Source organism: Enterobacter sp. SST3, from assembly GCF_000286655.1.
In the GTDB taxonomy this organism is placed as follows: Bacteria; Pseudomonadota; Gammaproteobacteria; order Enterobacterales; family Enterobacteriaceae; genus Enterobacter; species Enterobacter roggenkampii.
This window is the reverse complement of the sequence record NZ_ALNS01000015.1, coordinates 1-20,115: the sequence shown is the minus strand read 5'-3', so window position 1 is coordinate 20,115 and position 20,115 is coordinate 1. Positions and strand designations below refer to the sequence as shown.

At 54.6% G+C, this 20,115-nt stretch carries 17 protein-coding genes; 10 read left to right on the top strand and 7 right to left on the bottom strand.

Annotated features, from left to right (window positions below; translation table 11 throughout):
* Positions 1 to 153: 153 nt before the first annotated feature.
* The 6 genes from B498_RS11770 (at position 154) to pdeR (ending at position 10,269) form a co-directional block, all read left to right on the top strand.
* Positions 154 to 540 carry a hypothetical protein gene (locus B498_RS11770; RefSeq protein WP_031274911.1) on the top strand — a complete coding sequence of 129 codons (387 nt, stop codon included), beginning with the start codon at positions 154 to 156 and terminating at the stop codon, positions 538 to 540.
* Between the two features lie 95 nt (positions 541 to 635).
* The gene (locus B498_RS11775; protein WP_008501222.1) at positions 636 to 3,731 is read left to right on the top strand and encodes a multidrug efflux RND transporter permease subunit; all 3,096 of its coding nucleotides are present in this window, start codon (positions 636 to 638) and stop codon (positions 3,729 to 3,731) included.
* A gap of 270 nt (positions 3,732 to 4,001) precedes the next feature.
* The gene (fabI, locus tag B498_RS11780) at positions 4,002 to 4,790 is read left to right on the top strand and encodes an enoyl-ACP reductase FabI (protein WP_003856831.1); all 789 of its coding nucleotides are present in this window, start codon (positions 4,002 to 4,004) and stop codon (positions 4,788 to 4,790) included.
* A 154-nt stretch (positions 4,791 to 4,944) separates the two neighbouring features.
* Entirely contained in the window at positions 4,945 to 5,931 is a 987-nt protein-coding gene (locus B498_RS11785) for a CMD domain-containing protein (RefSeq protein WP_008501221.1), read from the top strand.
* An 88-nt stretch (positions 5,932 to 6,019) separates the two neighbouring features.
* Positions 6,020 to 7,954, top strand: coding sequence for an exoribonuclease II (locus tag B498_RS11790; RefSeq protein WP_008501220.1), 1,935 nt, complete (start codon positions 6,020 to 6,022; stop codon positions 7,952 to 7,954).
* 323 nt (positions 7,955 to 8,277) lie between these two features.
* Positions 8,278 to 10,269 carry a cyclic di-GMP phosphodiesterase gene (gene pdeR, locus B498_RS11795; RefSeq protein WP_008501219.1) on the top strand — a complete coding sequence of 664 codons (1,992 nt, stop codon included), beginning with the start codon at positions 8,278 to 8,280 and terminating at the stop codon, positions 10,267 to 10,269.
* Here pdeR and B498_RS11800 read toward each other — a convergent pair.
* Positions 10,266 to 11,135 (bottom strand): crotonase/enoyl-CoA hydratase family protein, encoded by an 870-nt coding sequence (locus B498_RS11800; protein WP_008501218.1) that lies wholly within the window; start codon positions 11,133 to 11,135, stop codon positions 10,266 to 10,268. The genes pdeR and B498_RS11800 overlap by 4 nt on opposite strands.
* Positions 11,136 to 11,328: 193 nt before the next feature.
* Here B498_RS11800 and B498_RS0121435 point away from each other — a divergent pair, with 193 nt between their 5' ends.
* The 3 genes from B498_RS0121435 (at position 11,329) to osmB (ending at position 12,786) form a co-directional block, all read left to right on the top strand.
* Positions 11,329 to 11,511, top strand: a complete 183-nt coding sequence (locus tag B498_RS0121435; RefSeq protein ID WP_021240294.1) for a hypothetical protein — start codon at positions 11,329 to 11,331, stop codon at positions 11,509 to 11,511.
* A 44-nt stretch (positions 11,512 to 11,555) separates the two neighbouring features.
* Entirely contained in the window at positions 11,556 to 12,308 is a 753-nt protein-coding gene (locus tag B498_RS11805; protein ID WP_021240295.1) for a DNA-binding transcriptional regulator YciT, read from the top strand.
* Positions 12,309 to 12,567: 259 nt separating this feature from the next.
* Entirely contained in the window at positions 12,568 to 12,786 is a 219-nt protein-coding gene (osmB, locus tag B498_RS11810) for an osmotically-inducible lipoprotein OsmB (protein ID WP_008501216.1), read from the top strand.
* 105 nt (positions 12,787 to 12,891) lie between these two features.
* Here the strand turns inward: osmB and yciH are convergent, their stop codons facing one another.
* From yciH to pgpB, 5 genes are all read right to left on the bottom strand, one after another.
* Positions 12,892 to 13,218 (bottom strand): stress response translation initiation inhibitor YciH, encoded by a 327-nt coding sequence (gene yciH / locus B498_RS11815; RefSeq protein ID WP_008501215.1) that lies wholly within the window; start codon positions 13,216 to 13,218, stop codon positions 12,892 to 12,894.
* The gene (gene pyrF, locus B498_RS11820; protein WP_008501214.1) at positions 13,218 to 13,955 is read right to left on the bottom strand and encodes an orotidine-5'-phosphate decarboxylase; all 738 of its coding nucleotides are present in this window, start codon (positions 13,953 to 13,955) and stop codon (positions 13,218 to 13,220) included. The genes yciH and pyrF overlap by 1 nt, the downstream gene beginning before the upstream one ends.
* A 185-nt stretch (positions 13,956 to 14,140) precedes the next feature.
* Positions 14,141 to 15,310: a lipopolysaccharide assembly protein LapB gene (gene lapB, locus B498_RS11825; protein ID WP_008501213.1), complete on the bottom strand. Its 1,170-nt coding sequence runs from the start codon at positions 15,308 to 15,310 to the stop codon at positions 14,141 to 14,143.
* A 6-nt stretch (positions 15,311 to 15,316) separates the two neighbouring features.
* Positions 15,317 to 15,625: a LapA family protein gene (locus tag B498_RS11830; RefSeq protein ID WP_008501212.1), complete on the bottom strand. Its 309-nt coding sequence runs from the start codon at positions 15,623 to 15,625 to the stop codon at positions 15,317 to 15,319.
* Between the two features lie 148 nt (positions 15,626 to 15,773).
* Positions 15,774 to 16,541, bottom strand: coding sequence for a phosphatidylglycerophosphatase B (pgpB, locus tag B498_RS11835; RefSeq protein WP_008501211.1), 768 nt, complete (start codon positions 16,539 to 16,541; stop codon positions 15,774 to 15,776).
* Positions 16,542 to 16,737: 196 nt separating this feature from the next.
* Here pgpB and ribA point away from each other — a divergent pair, with 196 nt between their 5' ends.
* Positions 16,738 to 17,328, top strand: coding sequence for a GTP cyclohydrolase II (ribA, locus tag B498_RS11840; RefSeq protein ID WP_008501210.1), 591 nt, complete (start codon positions 16,738 to 16,740; stop codon positions 17,326 to 17,328).
* 184 nt (positions 17,329 to 17,512) lie between these two features.
* Here ribA and acnA read toward each other — a convergent pair.
* The coding region (gene acnA / locus B498_RS11845; protein WP_008501209.1) for an aconitate hydratase AcnA at positions 17,513 to 20,115 on the bottom strand (2,603 nt) is incomplete at its 5' end.

Here is a 20,115-nt window from a genome sequence, read left to right as displayed (position 1 = left end):
CGGTTATTTCTCCACACAGCCTACACATTCAGTCAATAAAGACTCGACAATGTCCGTTCAAAATCGCTAATGAGGCATAACGCGTTGTGCATTGCGCGCTGCAAATTACCACTGTTTCTTAAAGATTTTATGAAGTTGGCTGAAATAATGAACATGGAACTTTCTAAATATTTTTCTCCTAAAAAACTGGGTATATATTCCCTGTTTCTGCTGCTGTCGTGGGGATTACTTTATGCCTGGCTGGTGCTGGTACACAGAATGGATGAGAAAGTCGCCTCGACGCTGCTCTCTTCACCCCTTATCTATGGCTGCATCGCATTGTCAGTGGTTTCTCTGGTCATACAAAATAAAGCCGGCGCGTTCATTGAGCTTCTTATCATCGCCTTCTGGCTGATGGTGATTTTTGTTTATCTCATTATTACGTTCACCGTGCTGTTAAACGCGATGCCCGATATTGAGGATCTGATCTTTTACTATGAATGTTATTTGATCATTTTTTTTGGTGGAGCACCGCTGTACCTCATTATGAGAATGATCTGAGCCCTTGCTCCACACATCCTCCATAAACCGCCCACTTCCGCTAAACAGGTGCGCGGTAGAGTCTCTGCCTCACTCTTTTGCACAAAAATAACCCAATGCCTCATTTTTTTATCGAACGTCCCATTTTCGCCTGGGTTGTGGCGCTGTTTATCGTCCTGACGGGTCTCCTGTCTATTCCTCGTTTGCCGGTTGCGCAGTATCCGGCGGTGGCACCGCCGGGCATCATTATTTCCGTCAGTTACCCGGGGGCCAGCCCCGATATCATGAATACGTCGGTGATATCGTTAATCGAGCGCGAAATCTCTGGCGTAGATAATTTGCTCTACTTCGAATCATCCAGCGACACAACCGGTTCGGCGTCTATTACCGTCACGTTTAAACCCGGCACGGACATCAAGCTGGCACAGATGGATCTGCAGAACCAGATTAAGATCGTCGAGCCTCGTCTTCCTCAGGCGGTAAGACAAAACGGCATTAACGTCGAGGCCGCTAATTCTGGATTTTTAATGATGGTGGGGCTGAAGTCCACCAGCGGTCAATTCGAGGAAGCCGACTTAAGCGACTATTTTGCCCGAAACGTCAGTGACGAGCTTCGTCGCGTGCCCGGCGTAGGGAAAGTTCAGCTGTTTGGCGGCGAAAAAGCGCTGCGTATCTGGTTGGATCCGATGAAGCTCCACAGCTACGGCCTTTCGGTGAGCGATGTACTTACTGCTGTTGGCCAGCAAAATGCCCTGGTTTCGCCCGGCAAAACGGGAGATGAACCAGCATCTGCGGGACAAGGCGTAACGTATCCCATCACCGTGAAGGGGCAACTCACTTCGGTAGAGGCGTTCAGAAACATTACCCTGAAATCAGATGCATCGGGCGCGAGGCTGAAACTGTCCGACGTCGCGCGCGTTGAGTCCGGCCTGCAAAGTTACGCTTTCGGTATCCGCGAAAATGGCGTGCCTGCAACGGCTGCGGCAATCCAGCTCTCGCCGGGTGCCAACGCAATGAGTACAGCTTCAGGCGTACGCGCGCGCATCGGCGAGCTTTCCCAGGTATTACCGGAAGGAATGGCGTTTACGGTTCCCTTCGATACCGCGCCGTTTGTGAAACTGTCTATCATGAAGGTGGTTCAGACCTTTGTAGAAGCGATGGTCCTGGTCTTCCTGGTGATGCTTCTGTTTCTGCATAAGATACGCTGTACGCTTATCCCGGCGATTGTTGCTCCCGTCGCACTTCTTGGCACCTTCACGGTGATGTTATTGAGCGGATACTCCATCAATATTCTGACGATGTTCGGCATGGTGCTGGCGATAGGGATTATCGTTGATGATGCCATTGTGGTAGTGGAGAACGTCGAACGACTGATGGCGGAAAAAAGCCTCTCCCCACGGGACGCTACCCGACAGGCCATGCAGGAGATCGCCCCGGCGATTATCGGGATCACGCTGGTGCTCACAGCCGTCTTTATCCCCATGGGGTTTGCTGAGGGTTCGGTCGGGATTATCTATCGACAATTTTGTATTTCTATGGCGGTCTCCATACTGCTGTCCGCGTTTCTGGCCCTGACGCTGACGCCTGCCCTGTGCGCAACGTTACTCAAGCCGCACAAGGCAGGAAAGAGCGGAAGTGGAAGGTTCGCGGCCAGGTTTAACGCGCGCTTCCGTTTGCTCACCGTCTGTTACGAAGCCGGGCTGGGTGCCGTTCTGAAGCGAACCGGGCGTATGCTGCTCCTGTACGTTGCGCTCTGCACGGCGCTGTTTGTTGGATTGTCTTCGCTACCGTCGTCCTTTCTGCCGGATGAAGATCAGGGCTACTTTATGTCCTCTATCCAGCTGCCTTCTAATGCCACGATGCAGCGCACCCTCGACGTGGTCAAAAAATTTGAAGCGGAAATTGCGGCCCGGCAGGACATTGAAAGCAACATTATGATCCTGGGGTTTGGCTTTTCAGGTTCAGGACCGAATTCGGCTATGGCCTTCACCACGCTGAAGGACTGGAAAAATCGGCAGGGCTCGACGGCTCAGGATGAAGCCGACCACATACAGGCCAGCATGACGAACGTCTCTGATGCCGTCACGATGAGCCTGCTCCCGCCGGCCATTTCGGATATGGGCACCTCCTCGGGCTTCACATGGTACGTTCAGGACAGAGCGGGAGCGGGCTATGACGCTCTAAAGAGGGCCGCCGACGCGCTGGTTCTGCAGGCTAATCAACGCCCTGAACTCAGCGATGTCTATATAGACGGTCTGCCGGAAGGAACCAGCCTTGCGCTCCAGGTTGACCGGGAAAAGGCGGAAGCGATGGGCGTCTCATTCGATGAAATCAACCAGACGCTCTCCGTCACCCTGGGCTCAAATTACGTCAACGACTATACGAACAACGGCCGCGTTCAACAGGTGATTATGCAGGCCGATGCCCCTTACCGAATGCAGCCCGAGCAGATACTGAAACTATCAGTGAAAAACCGGATGGGTGAGATGGTGCCGGTATCATCGTTTGCGACGATCTCCTGGAACGTTGCGCCGCAGCAGTTGACGCGCTACCAGGGTTATTCTGCTATACGGATTACCGGAAGTGCGGCGTCAGGCGTATCCAGCGGCACCGCAATGAAGGCCATGGAGGGCTTGTCCAGGACTCTACCTCAGGGCATGGCGGGTGAGTGGGCCGGGAGTTCGCTACAGGAGATAAAATCGGAATCGCAGCTTCCGGGCCTGATCGCCCTGTCGATACTGGTCGTGTTTATGGTGCTCGCCGCCCTGTATGAGAGCTGGTCTATTCCTTTTGCGGTCATGCTGGTCGTTCCTCTGGGCCTTATCGGCGCGGTGATAGCGGTGTTTGTTGCCGGCATGACCAATGACGTGTTCTTTAAGGTCGGTCTGATTACGCTCATCGGCCTGTCGGCCAAGAACGCCATTCTGATTGTGGAGTTTGCCAGGCAGCTGCATCGCGAAGGGCAACCCCTGCTGGCGGCGACCATTCATGCCGCCAGTCAGCGTCTGCGCCCCATTCTGATGACATCGTTAGCCTTTACCTTAGGGGTTGTTCCTCTGATGCTGGCCACCGGTGCGAGCGACAGTACGCAGCATGCCATCGGTACCGGCGTATTTGGCGGCATGATTAGCGGTACGCTTCTCGCGATCTTCTTCGTACCGGTTTTCTTTATCGTTATTGCGCGCTTCATCGGCAACATCAGGAAAGCATGAACACCCTTGCGGGATCGCGCCTCCTCGCTGGTTGGATGAGGCGAAGCTGTTGCCGGGTGATATACTGGACGAATGCTGAAATTTCGCGCCCCCGCGAGTCCGCGGCGCATTCTTCGGGGCATGCGACTTCGGAGAAGTGCGAGAAATATCGTGACACAAAGGGCCGTGAGTGGGCTATAATTTCGAGCTAATTTCGAATGATTTTGAAATACTGCCTGTAACGCTATGAATTACAAGGCAAAATAAGCAATGAATATAAGGATTAAAGCTATGGGTTTTCTTTCCGGTAAGCGCATTCTGGTGACTGGCGTTGCCAGCAAACTGTCCATCGCATACGGCATCGCACAGGCAATGCATCGCGAAGGCGCTGAGCTGGCGTTCACCTACCAGAACGACAAGCTGAAAGGCCGTGTTGAAGAGTTTGCCGCGCAGCTGGGTTCCAGCATTGTTCTGGAATGTGACGTTGCACAAGACGAAAGCATCGACGGCATGTTTGCTGAACTGGCAAAAGCATGGCCGAAATTCGACGGTTTCGTTCACTCCATCGGCTTCGCGCCTGGCGACCAGCTGGACGGCGACTACGTGAACGCGGTAACCCGTGATGGCTTCAAAATCGCGCACGACATCAGCTCCTACAGCTTCGTTGCGATGGCGAAATCCTGCCGCGCGATGCTGAACCCGGGCGCAGCCCTGCTGACCCTGTCCTACCTGGGCGCAGAACGTGCGATCCCTAACTACAACGTAATGGGTCTGGCTAAGGCGTCTCTGGAAGCCAACGTACGCTATATGGCGAACGCAATGGGTCCTGAAGGCGTGCGCGTTAACGCCATCTCTGCGGGTCCAATTCGCACCCTGGCCGCTTCCGGTATTAAAGATTTCCGTAAAATGCTGGCACACTGCGAAGCGGTTACCCCGATTCGTCGTACTGTTACCATTGAAGATGTGGGTAACTCTGCAGCATTCCTCTGCTCTGACCTTTCCGCGGGTATCTCCGGCGAAGTGGTTCACGTTGACGGCGGCTTCAACATCGCTGCAATGAACGAGCTGGAAATTAAATAAGCTGTGACTCTCTTCCCGCCCGGGAAGAGAGTATTTCCCCCCGCGTCACCCTTTCGTTATTCCGTTCTGCTATTTGTTATCACCTAACAATATTTTTCCCTTTATGTGCCTTACGCCAGGATATTGATCGCCATTTTGAGATCAAGGAACGCACATGGAACAACGCCGTTTTTCCGGCAAAGGCCACTGGTATCATGAAACCCAGTCAAACCACGCGCAGACGGATGTTCTGCCCCTGGTGCCCGAAGCCGCTAACGTCGACGATCGTTTTTTGCTCGATTTAGCCCTGCCTGATGAGATTGTCGCCGCCTGTTCTGGCTGGCTTACTCCTGCCAGAGCCTTATGCCACCAGCTGTTTCCACTCTCAATTCCCGTGAACCGACTGCATACGCTCAGCGCTTACGATCGGCTCAGTACCGCGTTAACGGTCGCACAGGCCTGCGGCGTTCAGCGGCTCTGTAACCACTACGCCGCCCTCCTCGCCCCGCTTCCCGGCCCGGACTCCTCGCGCGAAAGCAACCGCCGCCTGGCGCAAATCACCCAGTATGCCCGCCAGCTCGCCAGCTCGCCTGATGTCATTGATGATAAAGCCCGGAACCAGCTTGATGAGGTGGGCCTGTCCACGTACGACATCGTGGTGATTAACCAGATTATCGGCTTTATCGGTTTTCAGGCGCGCGTGGTCGCGATTTTTCAGGCGCTGTTGGGACATCCTGTTCGCTGGTTGCCGGGGCACCATATTCAGCCGCACACGCTTCCCGCGAGCCACGATGCGTGGATGCCGCTTTTACCCGTCGTCGAACTGCGCTACGCGAATGCGCATCAGCTGGAGTCCCTCTCCCGCTGGCAGGCCGAACCCGCGCTCGAGGCGTTGACGCCGGTGCTTTGTCATGAGCCGACGCTGCTCGACCTGACCGGAGAAATCCTGTTAAACAGCCGCGCGGAGATCCCGCAGACGTCACCCGCACTTTCGGCAGCGGTCGAACTGCTGACCCGCTCGCCGGACCGCTTCAGTGCCGCACAGTTTACCCCGCTCACGGATCAAGGACTCCAGGGCGAATATGCCATCACGCTGCTTACCCAAAGTGCGTTTGATGGCTGGCTTAATCGTCTGAAAGTGGCGTTTGGTAAAGAGGAATAACCACACTCATTACCCAAAGACCGCTTGCTGAGACAGTGAGAATCGCGTAAAACTGTCAGCCGCTCAATGGCTACGAAAATAGAACATTATGTTTCAGGACAACCCGCTGCTAGCGCAGCTTAAACAGCAACTGCATTCCCAGACGCCGCGTGCAGAAGGGGTCGTAAAAGCCACGGAAAAGGGCTTTGGCTTCCTTGAAGTTGACGCGCAGAAAAGCTACTTCATTCCGCCACCGCAGATGAAGAAAGTGATGCATGGCGACCGCGTCATGGCCGTCATTCATACCGAAAAGGAACGTGAGTCCGCCGAGCCGGAAGAACTGATCGAACCGTTCCTGACCCGCTTTGTGGGCAAGGTGCAGCGAAAAGACGATCGTCTTTCTATCGTGCCGGATCATCCTCTGCTGAAAGATGCCATTCCCTGCCGCGCCGCCCGTGGCGTTGAGCATGATTTTAAAGAAGGTGACTGGGCCGTAGCAGAAATGCGCCGTCATCCTCTGAAGGGCGATCGCGGTTTTTATGCGGAACTGACCCAGTTCATTACCTTTGGCGCCGATCATTTCGTGCCATGGTGGGTTACGCTGGCACGCCACAATCTTGAAAAAGAAGCGCCGAACGGCGTGGCAACCGAGATGCAGGACGAAGGTCTGACGCGTCGCGATCTCACCGCGCTGGAGTTTGTCACCATCGACAGCGCCAGCACCGAAGATATGGACGATGCGCTGTACGCTGAAGAGAGTGCCGACGGCAAACTGCACCTGACCGTTGCCATTGCCGATCCCACCGCCTGGATTGTTGAAGGCAGCAAGCTTGACGAAACGGCGAAAATCCGTGCGTTCACGAACTACCTGCCGGGCTTCAACATCCCAATGCTGCCGCGTGAACTGTCAGACGATCTCTGCTCGCTGCGTCCGAATGAAGTGCGTCCGGTCCTTGCCTGCCGCATGACCATTGCCGCGGATGGCGCGATTGAAGACGATATCGAGTTCTTTGCTGCCACCATCGAGTCGAAAGCCAAGCTGGCCTACGATAACGTCTCCGACTGGCTGGAAAATACCGGTAGCTGGAAACCGGAATCAGACGCCATTGCCGCGCAGATCCGTCTGCTGCATCGCATCTGTCTGAACCGCGGCGAGTGGCGTCAAACCCATGCGCTGGTGTTCAAAGATCGCCCGGATTATCGCTTTGTTCTGGGTGAGAAAGGCGAAGTGCTGGATATCGTGGCCGAGCCGCGACGCATTGCGAACCGCATCGTTGAAGAAGCGATGATTTCCGCCAACATCTGTGCCGCACGCGTGCTGCGCGACAAGCTGGGCTTTGGTATTTACAACGTCCATACCGGCTTCGATCCGGCGAATACCGAAGCGCTGGCGGCCCTGCTGAAGAATCACGACGTGCACGTCGATCCGGAAGAAGTGCTGACCCTGCCGGGCTTCTGCAAGCTTCGCCGCGAACTGGACGCGCAGCCATCGGGCTTCCTGGACAGCCGCATTCGTCGCTTCCAGTCCTTCGCTGAAATCAGCACTGAGCCTGGCCCGCACTTTGGTCTCGGCCTCGAAGCCTACGCGACCTGGACATCACCGATCCGTAAGTATGGCGATATGGTTAACCACCGTCTGCTGAAAGCGATTATCAAAGGCGAAACCGTTGCCCGCCCTCAGGAGGAGACCACGCTGCAAATGGCCGATCGTCGCCGTCTGAACCGCATGGCAGAGCGTGACGTTGGCGACTGGCTGTACGCGCGCTTCCTGCAGGATAAAGCCGGTACGGATACCCGTTTCGCCGCCGAGATCATTGATATCAGCCGCGGGGGGATGCGCGTCCGCCTGGTCGATAACGGTGCTGTCGCGTTTATTCCGGCGCCATTCCTGCATGCTGTTCGTGATGAAATGGTCTGTAGTCAGGAAAACGGTACGGTGCAAATTAAAGGTGAAACAGTTTACAAAGTCACCGACGTGATTGACGTCACTATCGCTGAAGTCCGTATGGAAACCCGCAGTATTATCGCGCGTCCTGTCGCCTGATAACCTGTTCAATTGTCGGTCATTTCCTTTCCGGAAAGGCCGACAATTTTTCTTTTTATCCCCGCCACAAAATCATTATTTTTTCTTACTATTTTCAGCCTCTCCTCGCCCAAATTCGCCATAATTATCTACAGTAAAAGAGTGTTGTTATATTCGGTTACGTGAATTTTTATACGCTTAGTATCCTTTTAAATCTGACTCGTTTTATTATAAGAATTCAGCGAAAAACAATAAGTTCACTTCGGTTTTGCCGCTGCTTCTCAACGGAAAAGTCGACTGCAAATGAATAATTGGTGCGCTACTGAACAGCTGCGGGAGAAAACATGATGGACGATCTGGAGCAGAATTTGCTGTTTCGCTACATGGGAACCCACAGCCCATGGTGGCGCTTGTCAGCTGACAGCAACGCTCTGCACCTTGCCGCCAGTGAAAATGCCGATGTCACTCAGGTGATTGCGCTGGACGACGATCAGGCCGATCTCATCCGTCATTTAACCGTTATTACCTCCAGCATTTCCATGACGCTCTCGTTATTCGGGGAAGATGTCCCGGTTCACCTTGTGGGCCGTAAAATTACCCGTAATGAGTGGGCCGGTACGGCTTCCGCCTGGAACGATACGCCCTCCGTGGCGCGCGACCTGGCTCAGGGACTCTCTTTTGCGGAACAGGTGGTGTCAGAGGCTAACTCCGTGATTGTTATTCTCGATCAGAATGGCAATATTCAGCGTTTTAACCGACTGAGCGAAGAGTATACCGGCCTCAAAGAGCAAGAAGTGATTGGCCAGAACGTGTTTAAGCTCTTTATGAGCCGAAGCGAAGCGGCTGCCTCAAAGCGCAATATTACCGGTTTCTTCCGCAACGGCAGCTCCTACGAAGTCGAACGCTGGATCAAAACGCGTAAAGGGCAACGACTGTTTCTGTTCAGAAACAAATTCGTTCACAGCGGCAGCGGTAAAAATGAAATTTTCCTTATCTGTTCCGGTACAGATATTACCGAGGAACGCCGCGCTCAGGAGCGGCTGCGCGTGCTGGCCAATACCGATACCATCACCGGCTTACCAAACCGCAATGCGATCCATGACCTGATCTCTGACGCCATCAGTCACCGCGGCGACACGCAGGTTGGCGTGGTGTATCTCGACCTGGATAACTTTAAAAAGGTCAACGACGCTTACGGGCATATGTTTGGCGATCAGCTGTTACAGGCTGTCGCGCTCGCCATTTTGAGCTGTCTGGATGAGGGACAGGTGCTGGCACGACTTGGCGGAGATGAATTTATCGTCATGGCCACCCATACCTCTCAGGGCTCTCTGGAAGCGATGGCGTCGCGCATTTTAACCCGCCTGCGCCAGCCGTTCCGAATCGGCCTGATCGAAATTTACACCGGCTGTTCCCTGGGCATCGCCCTCGCCCCGCAGCACGGTAACGACCGGGAAAGCGTCATTCGTAACGCCGATACCGCCATGTACACCGCTAAAGAGAACGGCCGGGGCAAGTTCTGCGTCTTCTCGCCCGAGATGAACCAGCGCGTGTTTGAGTATCTCTGGCTGGATACCAACCTGCGTAAGGCGCTGGATAACGACCAGCTCCTGATCCACTACCAGCCTAAAATCACCTGGCGCGGAGAGGTCAGAAGTCTTGAAGCGTTGGTCCGCTGGCAATCGCCCGAACGCGGGTTGATCCCACCGCTGGAGTTTATCTCTTATGCCGAGGAGTCAGGGTTGATTGTGCCGCTGGGCCGCTGGGTGATGCTGGATGTGGTTCGCCAGGTGGCGAAATGGCGCGATAAGGGAATTAACCTGCGCGTGGCCGTGAACGTCTCTGCGCGTCAGCTGGCCGACCAGACTATCTTTAGCGACTTAAAGCAGGCGCTGAAGGATCTGAACTTTGAATACTGCCCGGTGGACGTCGAATTAACCGAAAGCTGTCTCATCGAGAACGAAGAGCTGGCGCTCTCCGTGATCCAGCAGTTCAGCAGGCTGGGGGCGCAAATTCATCTCGACGATTTTGGTACCGGCTACTCCTCCCTTTCGCAGCTGGCCCGCTTCCCTATTGACGCCATAAAACTCGATCAATCGTTCGTCAGGGATATTCATAAGCAGTCCATCTCCCAGTCTCTGGTGCGCGCCATCGTCGCGGTGGCGCAGGCGTTAAACCTGCAGGTGATTGCCGAAGGGGTCGAAAATGCAAAAGAAGACGCCTTTCTGACCAAGAACGGCGTCAACGAACGGCAGGGTTTTCTGTTTGCTAAGCCGATGCCCGCTTCCGCATTCGAGCGATGGCTAAAACGATATCAGGCGCGGAAACAGCATTAACTGGCTTTACGCAACCCCGCCGCGTGATGGCGGTTTTGCAGCATGACCAGACGCTCCATGTAGGCGATATCTTTCGGTTCCAGGCAGAAAGCCGCGTCTACCCAGTCTTCCGTGATGTCCATCAATTCACTGCGCGGCAATTGCAGAACGCGCGTACGGGCGCGCAGCATCGCTCTTACGCCATTCAGTTTTGGCCGTAGCGTGTCGATGAAGGTTCGTGTGGAGACATAGCTTTGTCCGGGTTCAAACAGGAGATCCACTAGGCCATGTTGTTCGTACCATTCCGCCGTATGGGATTCCCCCTTGTAGATGAGTTCCTCAGCCAGCTTCATTCCTGAACGGCGAGCTACCAGGGAATATCCCCCCATGCCCGGGAACAGGTTAAAAGCAATCTCGGGAAAACCTAAACGTGCATCGCGCTGCGCCAGAACGAAATGGTGCGCAAGAGCGGCCTCAAACCCGCCCCCTAACGCGCTGCCTTCGACCATGGCCAGCGAGATGGCCCCCGTATCAAACCCCCGGGAGGCCGCATGCACGCAATCGACACAGGCGCGCGCATAGGCCCGTAACGCTTCACGTCGACCGTGCTGAATGCACTCGACGAAAAACTGCAGGTCACCGCCCACATTGTACATCTCAGGCACCAGCGATCCGGTCACCCAAAAATCGACCGCAAAACCAGACTGGCGGACGAGCCATGAAAGGTTCATGATCTCCTCTATTAACGCATGGTTGAAGCAAGGACGTGGCTGAGCCCGCAACATCATCCAGACTGTATGTCGCTCTGCCTCGTAATAGCCTGACAGCTGGGTGAACCGTTCAGTATCGGTAAACAGTGTGCAGGTAGGCTGATTGATAACTGTCATAGTCTAATTCCTCTTATAAAAAAGCGCGTTGCGCGCAGTTTTAGACTAATCCACTCAATAAGCCCGCAGCATGAGGGGGAATAATTTTATCACTTCCGTTTATGTAATTTGGTTATTGCATTTTTTCCCTTCTCTTTTGAACCCAATTTCTGCATCATTGAAAATATTAACTTTTCGCGCCTGGGGTGAGATTATGTCAACTATTGACGCACAAGCTGTAGCACAACGAATTGATACCGTGCTGGATATCCTGGTGGCGGGCGATTATCACTCTGCTATCCGTAATCTTGAGATCCTGAAGTCTGAACTTCTTGCTCAGAATGGCGCTGACGATGCGCCCGAAAACAGACAGCCAAAAGCGCCGTGGGAAGTTTAACCCCCACCGTTTCCGACCTCGTTTCGCTTTATTAAATGGATGCTATGAATTCCCGACAACAACTCATTTTGCAGATGGTCATCGATCAGGGACGCGTAAGCGTAGTCGATCTCGCTAAAACCACTGGCGTTTCTGAAGTCACCATCCGTCAGGATCTTAATCTGCTGGAAAAACAGAGCTACCTGCGTCGCGCGCACGGCTATGCGGTCCCGCTGGACAGTGATGACGTTGAGACGCGCATGATGAACAACTACGCGCTCAAACGTGAACTGGCGGAATTTGCTGCGTCCCTGGTGAACAACGGCGAGACCGTCTTTATTGAAAACGGCAGCAGTAATGCCCTTCTGGCGCGAACGCTTGCCGATCAAAAAGACGTTACCATTATCACCGTCAGCAGCTATATCGCGCATTTACTTAAAGAGACGCGCTGCGAGGTGATTCTGCTGGGCGGCATCTATCAGAAAAAAAGTGAAAGCATGGTTGGCCCGCTGACCCGTCAGTACGTCCAGCAGGTTCATTTCAGTAAGGCCTTTATCGGGATTGACGGCTGGCAGCCGGAGACAGGCTTTACCGGCCGGGATATGATGCGCTCTGACGTGGTGAATGCCGTACTGGAAAAAGAGTGCGAAGCCATTGTGCTCACCGACAGCTCTAAATTTGGTGCCGTTCACCCTTACACGATGGGTCCCGCTTCACGCTTTAGCCGCGTGATTACCGATGACCGTTTGAGCGAAGCGCATCGCAATAAACTCGAAGAGAGCGGTTTGATCGTCAATATTATTAAAGCCAGCGCCTGATATCCCTCCGCGCCCGTATTTCGGGCGCACACGTCTTTCTCTGAGATGATTCTTAACCCTGCTTTAAGAGTTTTTACCTGTTTAACCTGCCCTAAAGTCGTAAAATTACTATTAGCGATATAACAGGAAGTGACTATCACCTGCGTGATGAAGTAACGCCTGCGCGACCAGCTTTCACGGGGAAAAGAATTAAGTATTCGATTAGTCTATACTTAACGTGTACATCTTTCCGTGAATCGATAATTCAGGAGAAAGTATTATGACCTTAACCAGCAAAAAATTAGCCGCCGCTGTTCTGGCAATCACTGTCGCTATGTCCCTGAGCGCATGCTCTAACTGGTCTAAACGTGACCGTAACACCGCGATTGGTGCCGGTGCCGGTGCTCTCGGTGGTGCAGTATTAACGGATGGTAGTACGCTGGGTACATTAGGTGGCGCTGCTGTCGGTGGTATTATCGGTCACCAGGTTGGCAAATAACTATTATCTAAGCCTTCCTCGATATTGCGATATTTAAACGCATTTCAGGTCTGACATACGCACGTATATAACACGAGCCACGGCATTTGCCGTGGCTCATTTATTTTAGCCGCCTGCCAGTTTGACTTTCATGCCTTTGGCTTCGAGCAGTGATTTAATTAAATCACGTTTATCACCCTGAATTTCGATAATGCCGTCCTTCACGGCCCCGCCGCATCCACATTTCTTTTTCAGCTCGGCAGCCAGCTTTGTCAGTTCAGCATCATCCAGATCAATACCGGAAATAAGGCAGACCCCTTTCCCCTTACGTCCGCTGGTCTGACGCTGAATGCGCACGATACCGTCCCCCTTCGGACGTTCCACTTTCGTTTTCGGTTCGTCGATACGCCCGCTCTCGGTTGAGTAGACCAGACGGCTGTTGGAATCGGTCATTACGCCCCCTTTTTCAGCGATGCATTGATAGCCTTAAGCGTCTCAGCCGGATTTGCAGACTGCGTCACCGGACGTCCAATGACCATATAGTCAACGCCCGCAGCCAGCGCCTGCTCAGGCGTCATGATGCGACGCTGATCGCCCACGTCGCTGCCCGCAGGACGGATACCCGGCGTAACGAGTTTAAAATCCTGGCCCAGCGCTGATTTGAAACGTACCGCTTCCTGCGCGGAGCAGACTACGCCATCCAGGCCGCACTGCTGCGTCAGACGCGCGAGACGTTCGGCATGTTCCGCAGGTGACAACGTCACGCCAAGGTCGCGTAAATCATTTTCGTCCATACTGGTCAGCACGGTGACGGCGATAAGCAGCGGCGCATCGTTACCGAACGGCAGGAGCGCCTCACGGGCAGCGGTCATCATTCTTGCCCCACCCGACGCATGGACGTTGACCATCCATACGCCCAGCTCGGCGGCTGCAGCAACGGCGTGGGCCGTGGTGTTCGGAATATCATGGAATTTGAGGTCGAGGAAAACGTCAAAGCCGCGCTGTTGCAGATCGCGAACGATTTGCGGTCCAAACAGCGTGAACATCTCTTTGCCAACTTTCAGGCGGCAATCGCGAGGGTCGATACCGTCGACAAACGCCAGTGCAGCGTCACGCTTATTGTAATCAAGCGCAACAACAACAGGAGAATCCGTAATTACGCGGGAAGTGGAGGATGTAACAGACGTCATGACCAGCCCTTTTCGTCTATGGGCGCGCAGCGGCGCGGAACAGATAAACGGCCAGCATTCTACCTGCCGACGCCGCAAATTGACAGAATCCATTTATCTGCCTGCCAGGCCGGCAAACCGCACGGTGCTCAGAAGCCGTTAAAAATCATTAGTATGTTGTAACTAAAATGAAGGCTTTTAAAAAATTACTGCCCGTCCAGGCCGCGGATGGGCTTGATGGTGGACCAGGCCCGGCAGGACGGACAATGCCAGTAGAGCGTGTAGGCGGTAAAACCACACTTCTGGCAACGGTAGCGCGGTTTGCTGCGCACCTGCTCGCCAACCATGTCGCGCAGCACCATCAGGCTCTCTTTCGCGCGCCCTTCTTCCGCGTCGTTCAGGTGGTAATCCATCAGCTTATGGAAGACCCGCATGGTCGGATGACGCTGAAGCTGTCGGGTGATATAGACCTGCGCGGTGTCGCCCCCCTCATACTGCTCAACAACGTCAGCAAGCATCAGTTCCGCGGTTGCGCCGGTATTCTCTTCCACGCAGCGACGCAGAAATGCCACCCACTCTTCCCGCTTGTCCAGCTGTTGATAGCAGGTTTGCAGCATTTCCAGCGTTTCACTGACCAGCTCTTTGTCCTGGTCGATAACCCGCAGCAGGCTTTCAACGGCTTTGGCGTAGTCGCCATTCGCCATAAAAACGCGCCCCATCATGATGGAGATACGGGCGCTGTTGCGGTCCGCGGCGGCACCTTTCTTCAGCAACGTCATGGCTTTGTCCATGTCGTCATTGCCCATCTGCTGAAGGGCAAGCTCACAGTAGAAATGGGCGATCTCAACACGCTGCTTATCTTTACCCAGCTTCACCAGACGTTCAGCCGTATCAATGGCTTTCTGCCAGTCGCTGGTGGCCTGGTAAATCTGCAGCAACTGCTGCAGCGCGCCAATGCGGAAATCCGTTTCATCTACCAGCTGGGTGAACATATCTTCAGCGCGATCGTACAGCCCCGCGGCCATATAGTCTCGGCCCAGCTGTTGTACCGCCAGGAGACGCTGTTCGTAAGTCAGAGACGCGCTTTCCATCAGGGTCTGGTGGATACGGATGGCGCGGTCAACCTCGCCGCGAGAGCGGAACAGGTTACCGAGAGTGAGATGGGCTTCTACGGTCCCCGTATCCTCTTTCAGCATGTCGAGGAACAGGTCTACCGCTTTGTCCTGCTGATTGCTCAGGAGGAAGTTCACCCCCGCAACGTAGTCGCGGGAGAGCCGATTGGCCTCATCCTGTTTTGTTTGTTGCGCACTTCTGCGGCCCATATACCAGCCATAGGCTGCGGCGACAGGCAAAAGCAGAAACAACAACTCCAGCATCGTCGATTATTCCTTCACGACCGGCACGCCAGAGCTTTCCGGCATGTCGGACGCAGGCGCAATGTGATGTTCGAGTCGTTTGATTTTACGTTCAGCGCGCGCAAGCGAAACACGGACTTTTAACCAGAACAAACCGCAAACCAGCCAGCCAATGGCAAAGCCTGCAGCAAATAAGACCGCGAGCAGGCTCGACACGCGATACTCGCCCTGAGCCAGCAGATAGTTAAACGTCACCTGCTGATCGTTTTGTGCACCCAATGTGACTGAAATGACAAAAATCGCCAATACCAGTAAGAAAATGAGTAAATATTTCACATTACTTCCCGTTATGTGGTTCAAGCGAATAAAGTATGTTCAACTTACCGCAATCAGCCTTATAAACTACCATTTTAGTGACGGGCGCGAAATGGAAAAAGTGACGCGCCAGTCATGGATCTATGGGCAAAATGCGCAATATCAACCTTCAGGCGTCCGTTTGGTCCCTTTCGGCTATTTCTTCTTTCTCTTCCGGCGGTGGCGTTAGCGGGCCGCAGAATCGTTCAGCCAGCCAGGTCGCCAACATCACCAGCATCCACGAGATGAGCGTGGCGACGACCAGGTCCCGTGGCCAGTGCATCCCCAGCAGTAAGCGGCTGCCCATCACTCCCGTCGCCCAGACCAGTAAAATCACGATGGTGACCGTTCGACGTCTAGGCCAAAGCAGCCCAACCCCCAGCAGCGCCCAGCTGGCCGCAAACATGGTGTGGCCGGAGGGAAACGCGAACCCGGTCTCTTTCTGCCAGTGTTTACGCAAGAATTTCGGGATATCCTGCTGTTCCGCAAGCTGTTCTTTCACCAGTGCGCCACGATCTTTACGCTTTAAAGTGTAGAACTCATCCACCGGAACATGGTGCGTTTTTTCCAGCCAGACGACAAAAGGACGCGGCTCCTGAACGCGATCTTTCACCCAGGATTTTACGCCCTGACCGATAAGGATAGCGCCGCCGAGGATCGCAAAGAGCATTAGCGCCGCGCGCAGACGAAAGCGTAGGCACCACAGAAACCAGGCGCACAGGAGGACGTGGGTGATAACTCCCCAGGGCTGGGTGACCGTTTCCGTAATCCAGTATAACGTTTTCAGCCACGTGGCGTTCTGCCCGGGCTGCCACATCCACCCTGAAAGCCATACGGCCAAAGGCATAATCAGTAAAATGGCCGCACCTGCTGCCGTACGTCTGGCTATTGAATGCATGTCTTCTCCTTTTTGCTAAGCGTCACAATCATAACTGAAATTTGTTCGCTGGGTGGAGATGTCGGATCGTGCTTTTAACGGTCATATCGCATGGTGCCCATTAGGCGAACCTGCTGAGCTTGTGGCAAAATAAACTGATACAGAAAGCAAAACAGGGCACAGGCACGAAACGTGTCAGCCTACTCTGGAGAATCACATGCAGCTTAAACGTGTGGCAGAAGCCAAACTGCCAACCCCATGGGGCGATTTCCTGATGGTGGGTTTTGAAGAACTGGCAACCGGACAGGATCATGTCGCACTGGTTTATGGCGACATTTCAGGGCAGACGCCGGTGCTGTCCCGCGTCCATTCAGAGTGTCTCACCGGCGACGCGCTGTTCAGCCTGCGCTGTGATTGCGGTTTCCAGCTGGAAGCGGCCCTTTCTCATATTGCTGAAGAAGGCCGCGGCGTGCTGCTTTATCACCGTCAGGAAGGGCGTAATATTGGTTTGCTGAATAAAATTCGCGCCTACGCGCTTCAGGACCAGGGCTACGATACGGTTGAAGCCAACCATCAGCTCGGTTTTGCGGCTGATGAACGTGACTTCACCCTGTGCGCCGATATGTTCAAGCTGCTGGGCGTAGACGAAGTTCGTCTGCTGACCAATAACCCGAAAAAAGTGGAAATCCTGACCGAAGCCGGGATTAACATCGTTGAACGAGTACCGCTGATTGTCGGCCGTAACCCGAAAAATGCCCACTACCTTGATACCAAAGCCGCCAAAATGGGCCATCTGCTGAAAGAGTGATGCTACCTGAAAATTGATGACAAACCCTGTTATCAACAACTTAGCCATTTTTTGCCGGGTGACGCTGCGCTTACCCGGCCTACTGTAATTTGTAGGCCCGTGCAAGCGTAGCGCCGCCGGGCGAAACGTACATCAAGCACTTTGTCAGCAGTCTGAGCCCGGCATGCGTGCCGGGCTCGTTTCATCAATCCAGCATCTTACGAATCACATAATGTAAAATGCCGTCGTTCTGGTAGTAGGTCAGCTCGGTTGCCGTATCAATACGGCACCGACAATCCAGCACCTCGGTTTTCCCGTCTGACCGCGTTAACGTTACCGGCACCGTTTTACCCGGCTGCAGGTTTTGCAGGCCGCTAATATCAATCTGCTCTTCCCCGGTCAGACCCAGCGTTTTACGCGTCACGCCCTGCGGGAACTCAAGCGGCAGGATCCCCATGCCGATCAGATTCGAACGGTGAATACGTTCGAACGATTCGGCGATGACCACCCGAACGCCAAGCAGGCGCGGGCCTTTCGCCGCCCAGTCGCGGCTGGAGCCGGAACCGTACTCTTTCCCGGCAATCACCGCCAGCGGCGTCCCTTCCTGTTGGTATTTAACGGCCGCATCATAGATCGACACGACTTCCGTTCCAGGCAGATGACGCGTCATGCCCCCTTCCACGCCCGGCACCATTTCGTTACGAATGCGGATGTTGGCAAAGGTCCCGCGCATCATGACTTCATGGTTACCACGGCGCGAACCGTAGGAGTTAAAATCGCGGCGTTCCACCCCCCGGTTTTGCAGATAGCGGCCTGCCGGGCTATCGGCTTTGATGCTCCCCGCCGGAGAGATATGGTCCGTCGTGACGGAATCCCCCAGCATGGCCAGGATACGCGCGCCGTGAATATCCTTAAGCGGCGCCGGCTCGGCCAGCATCTCATCAAAGAACGGCGACAGACGAATATAGGTCGAGTCATCCTGCCAGCCATAGGTATCCGAACCTGCAACGTTGATGGCTTTCCATTCCGGCGTGCCTTCAAAGACCTCCGCGTACTCTTTGCGGAACATCTCGGTAGAAACCTTCTCAACGGCCAGCGCGATTTCACGTGAAGAAGGCCAAATATCTTTCAGATAGACAGGATCATTCTTACGATCGTGACCAATCGGATCGGTCACCAGGTTGATATTCATGTTCCCGGCCAGGGCATAAGCCACCACCAGCGGCGGCGAAGCAAGCCAGTTGGTTTTTACCAGCGGGTGAATGCGCCCTTCAAAGTTTCGGTTACCGGACAGTACGGCGCCGACCGTCAGGTCACCCTGCTTGATCGCCGTTTCGATAGGTTCAGGCAGTGGCCCGGAATTACCAATACAGGTCGTACAGCCGTAGCCCACGAGGTTAAAGCCCAGCTCGTCCAGGTACGGCGTCAGTTTGGCCTGAGCCAGGTAATCCGACACCACTTTGGAGCCCGGCGCCAGCGAGGCCTTAACCCACGGTTGAGGTTTTAGCCCAAGCTCTACCGCTTTCTTAGCCAGCAGACCGGCCGCCATTAATACGCTGGGGTTGGACGTGTTGGTGCAGGAGGTAATCGCGGCAATCACAACCGCGCCGTCCGGAAGCTGATACTGATGTCCGTTCAGAACATAGTCGACGGGACGATGGTCTTTCTGCGCCACGTTCACTTCAAGGGCATTGCTGTCGGCAAACGCTTTCGGCACGTCGGTCAGCGCAACCCTGTCCTGCGGGCGTTTCGGCCCCGCGAGGCTCGCTTCGACGCTTCCCATATCGAGTTCAAGCGTGCTGGTGAAAACAGGCTCATCGCCCGGATTGCGCCACATGCCCTGCGCTTTGGTGTACGCTTCCACCAGCGCGACCTGCTCTTCGCTGCGGCCGCTGAGGCGCATGTACTCCAGCGTGACGTCGTCAATGGGGAAAAAGCCGCAGGTGGCACCGTATTCCGGCGCCATATTGGCAATGGTGGCGCGGTCGGCCAGCGGCAGTGAATCCAGTCCGTCACCGTAGAATTCGACAAACTTGCCTACCACACCATGCTTGCGCAGCATCTGGGTGACGGTCAGCACCAGATCGGTGGCGGTAATGCCTTCAGACAGTTTTCCGGTGAGCTTGAAGCCCACCACATCCGGAATAAGCATGGATACTGGCTGGCCGAGCATGGCGGCTTCCGCTTCAATACCGCCGACGCCCCAGCCCAGCACGCCCAGACCGTTGATCATGGTGGTATGTGAATCCGTGCCCACCAGCGTGTCCGGATAAGCCACCCACTCTTTATCCTGCAATTCGCTCCAGACGGCTTTACCCAGATATTCAAGGTTTACCTGGTGACAAATGCCGGTGCCTGGCGGTACCACGCTAAATCGGCTGAACGCCTGCTGTCCCCACTTCAGGAAGACGTAGCGCTCGTGGTTACGCTCCATCTCGAGACGAACGTTTTCACCAAACGCATCGTCATCACCGAAGTGGTCAACGGTCACGGAGTGGTCAATGACGAGGTCAACAGGGGAAAGCGGGTTAACCTTTGCCGTATCTCCGCCGAGACGCTTCACGGCTTCGCGCATCGCGGCTAAATCAACCACGGCCGGAACACCGGTAAAGTCCTGCATCAGTACCCTTGCCGGGCGGTAGGCGATTTCTCTGTCGGCATGGGCCTTCTCAAGCCACCCTGCCAGCGCCTGGATATCATCGAGCGTGACGGATTCACCGTCCTGCCAGCGCAAGAGATTTTCAAGTAAAACTTTCAAGGACTTGGGTAAACGCGAAATGTCCCCAAGCGTTCTGGCAGCCAGCGGCA

Excerpts from the sequence above, each read along its gene's own strand:
- B498_RS11770 (WP_031274911.1), top strand. The coding sequence starts at position 154 with ATGGAACTTTCTAAATATTTTTCTCCTAAAAAACTGGGTATATATTCC.
- B498_RS11775 (WP_008501222.1), top strand. The coding sequence starts at position 636 with ATGCCTCATTTTTTTATCGAACGTCCCATTTTCGCCTGGGTTGTGGCG.
- fabI (WP_003856831.1), top strand. The coding sequence starts at position 4,002 with ATGGGTTTTCTTTCCGGTAAGCGCATTCTGGTGACTGGCGTTGCCAGC.
- B498_RS11785 (WP_008501221.1), top strand. The coding sequence starts at position 4,945 with ATGGAACAACGCCGTTTTTCCGGCAAAGGCCACTGGTATCATGAAACC.
- B498_RS11790 (WP_008501220.1), top strand. The coding sequence starts at position 6,020 with ATGTTTCAGGACAACCCGCTGCTAGCGCAGCTTAAACAGCAACTGCAT.
- pdeR (WP_008501219.1), top strand. The coding sequence starts at position 8,278 with ATGATGGACGATCTGGAGCAGAATTTGCTGTTTCGCTACATGGGAACC.
- B498_RS11800 (WP_008501218.1), bottom strand. The coding sequence starts at position 11,135 with ATGACAGTTATCAATCAGCCTACCTGCACACTGTTTACCGATACTGAA.
- B498_RS0121435 (WP_021240294.1), top strand. The coding sequence starts at position 11,329 with ATGTCAACTATTGACGCACAAGCTGTAGCACAACGAATTGATACCGTG.
- B498_RS11805 (WP_021240295.1), top strand. The coding sequence starts at position 11,556 with ATGAATTCCCGACAACAACTCATTTTGCAGATGGTCATCGATCAGGGA.
- osmB (WP_008501216.1), top strand. The coding sequence starts at position 12,568 with ATGACCTTAACCAGCAAAAAATTAGCCGCCGCTGTTCTGGCAATCACT.
- yciH (WP_008501215.1), bottom strand. The coding sequence starts at position 13,218 with ATGACCGATTCCAACAGCCGTCTGGTCTACTCAACCGAGAGCGGGCGT.
- pyrF (WP_008501214.1), bottom strand. The coding sequence starts at position 13,955 with ATGACGTCTGTTACATCCTCCACTTCCCGCGTAATTACGGATTCTCCT.
- lapB (WP_008501213.1), bottom strand. The coding sequence starts at position 15,310 with ATGCTGGAGTTGTTGTTTCTGCTTTTGCCTGTCGCCGCAGCCTATGGC.
- pgpB (WP_008501211.1), bottom strand. The coding sequence starts at position 16,541 with ATGCATTCAATAGCCAGACGTACGGCAGCAGGTGCGGCCATTTTACTG.
- ribA (WP_008501210.1), top strand. The coding sequence starts at position 16,738 with ATGCAGCTTAAACGTGTGGCAGAAGCCAAACTGCCAACCCCATGGGGC.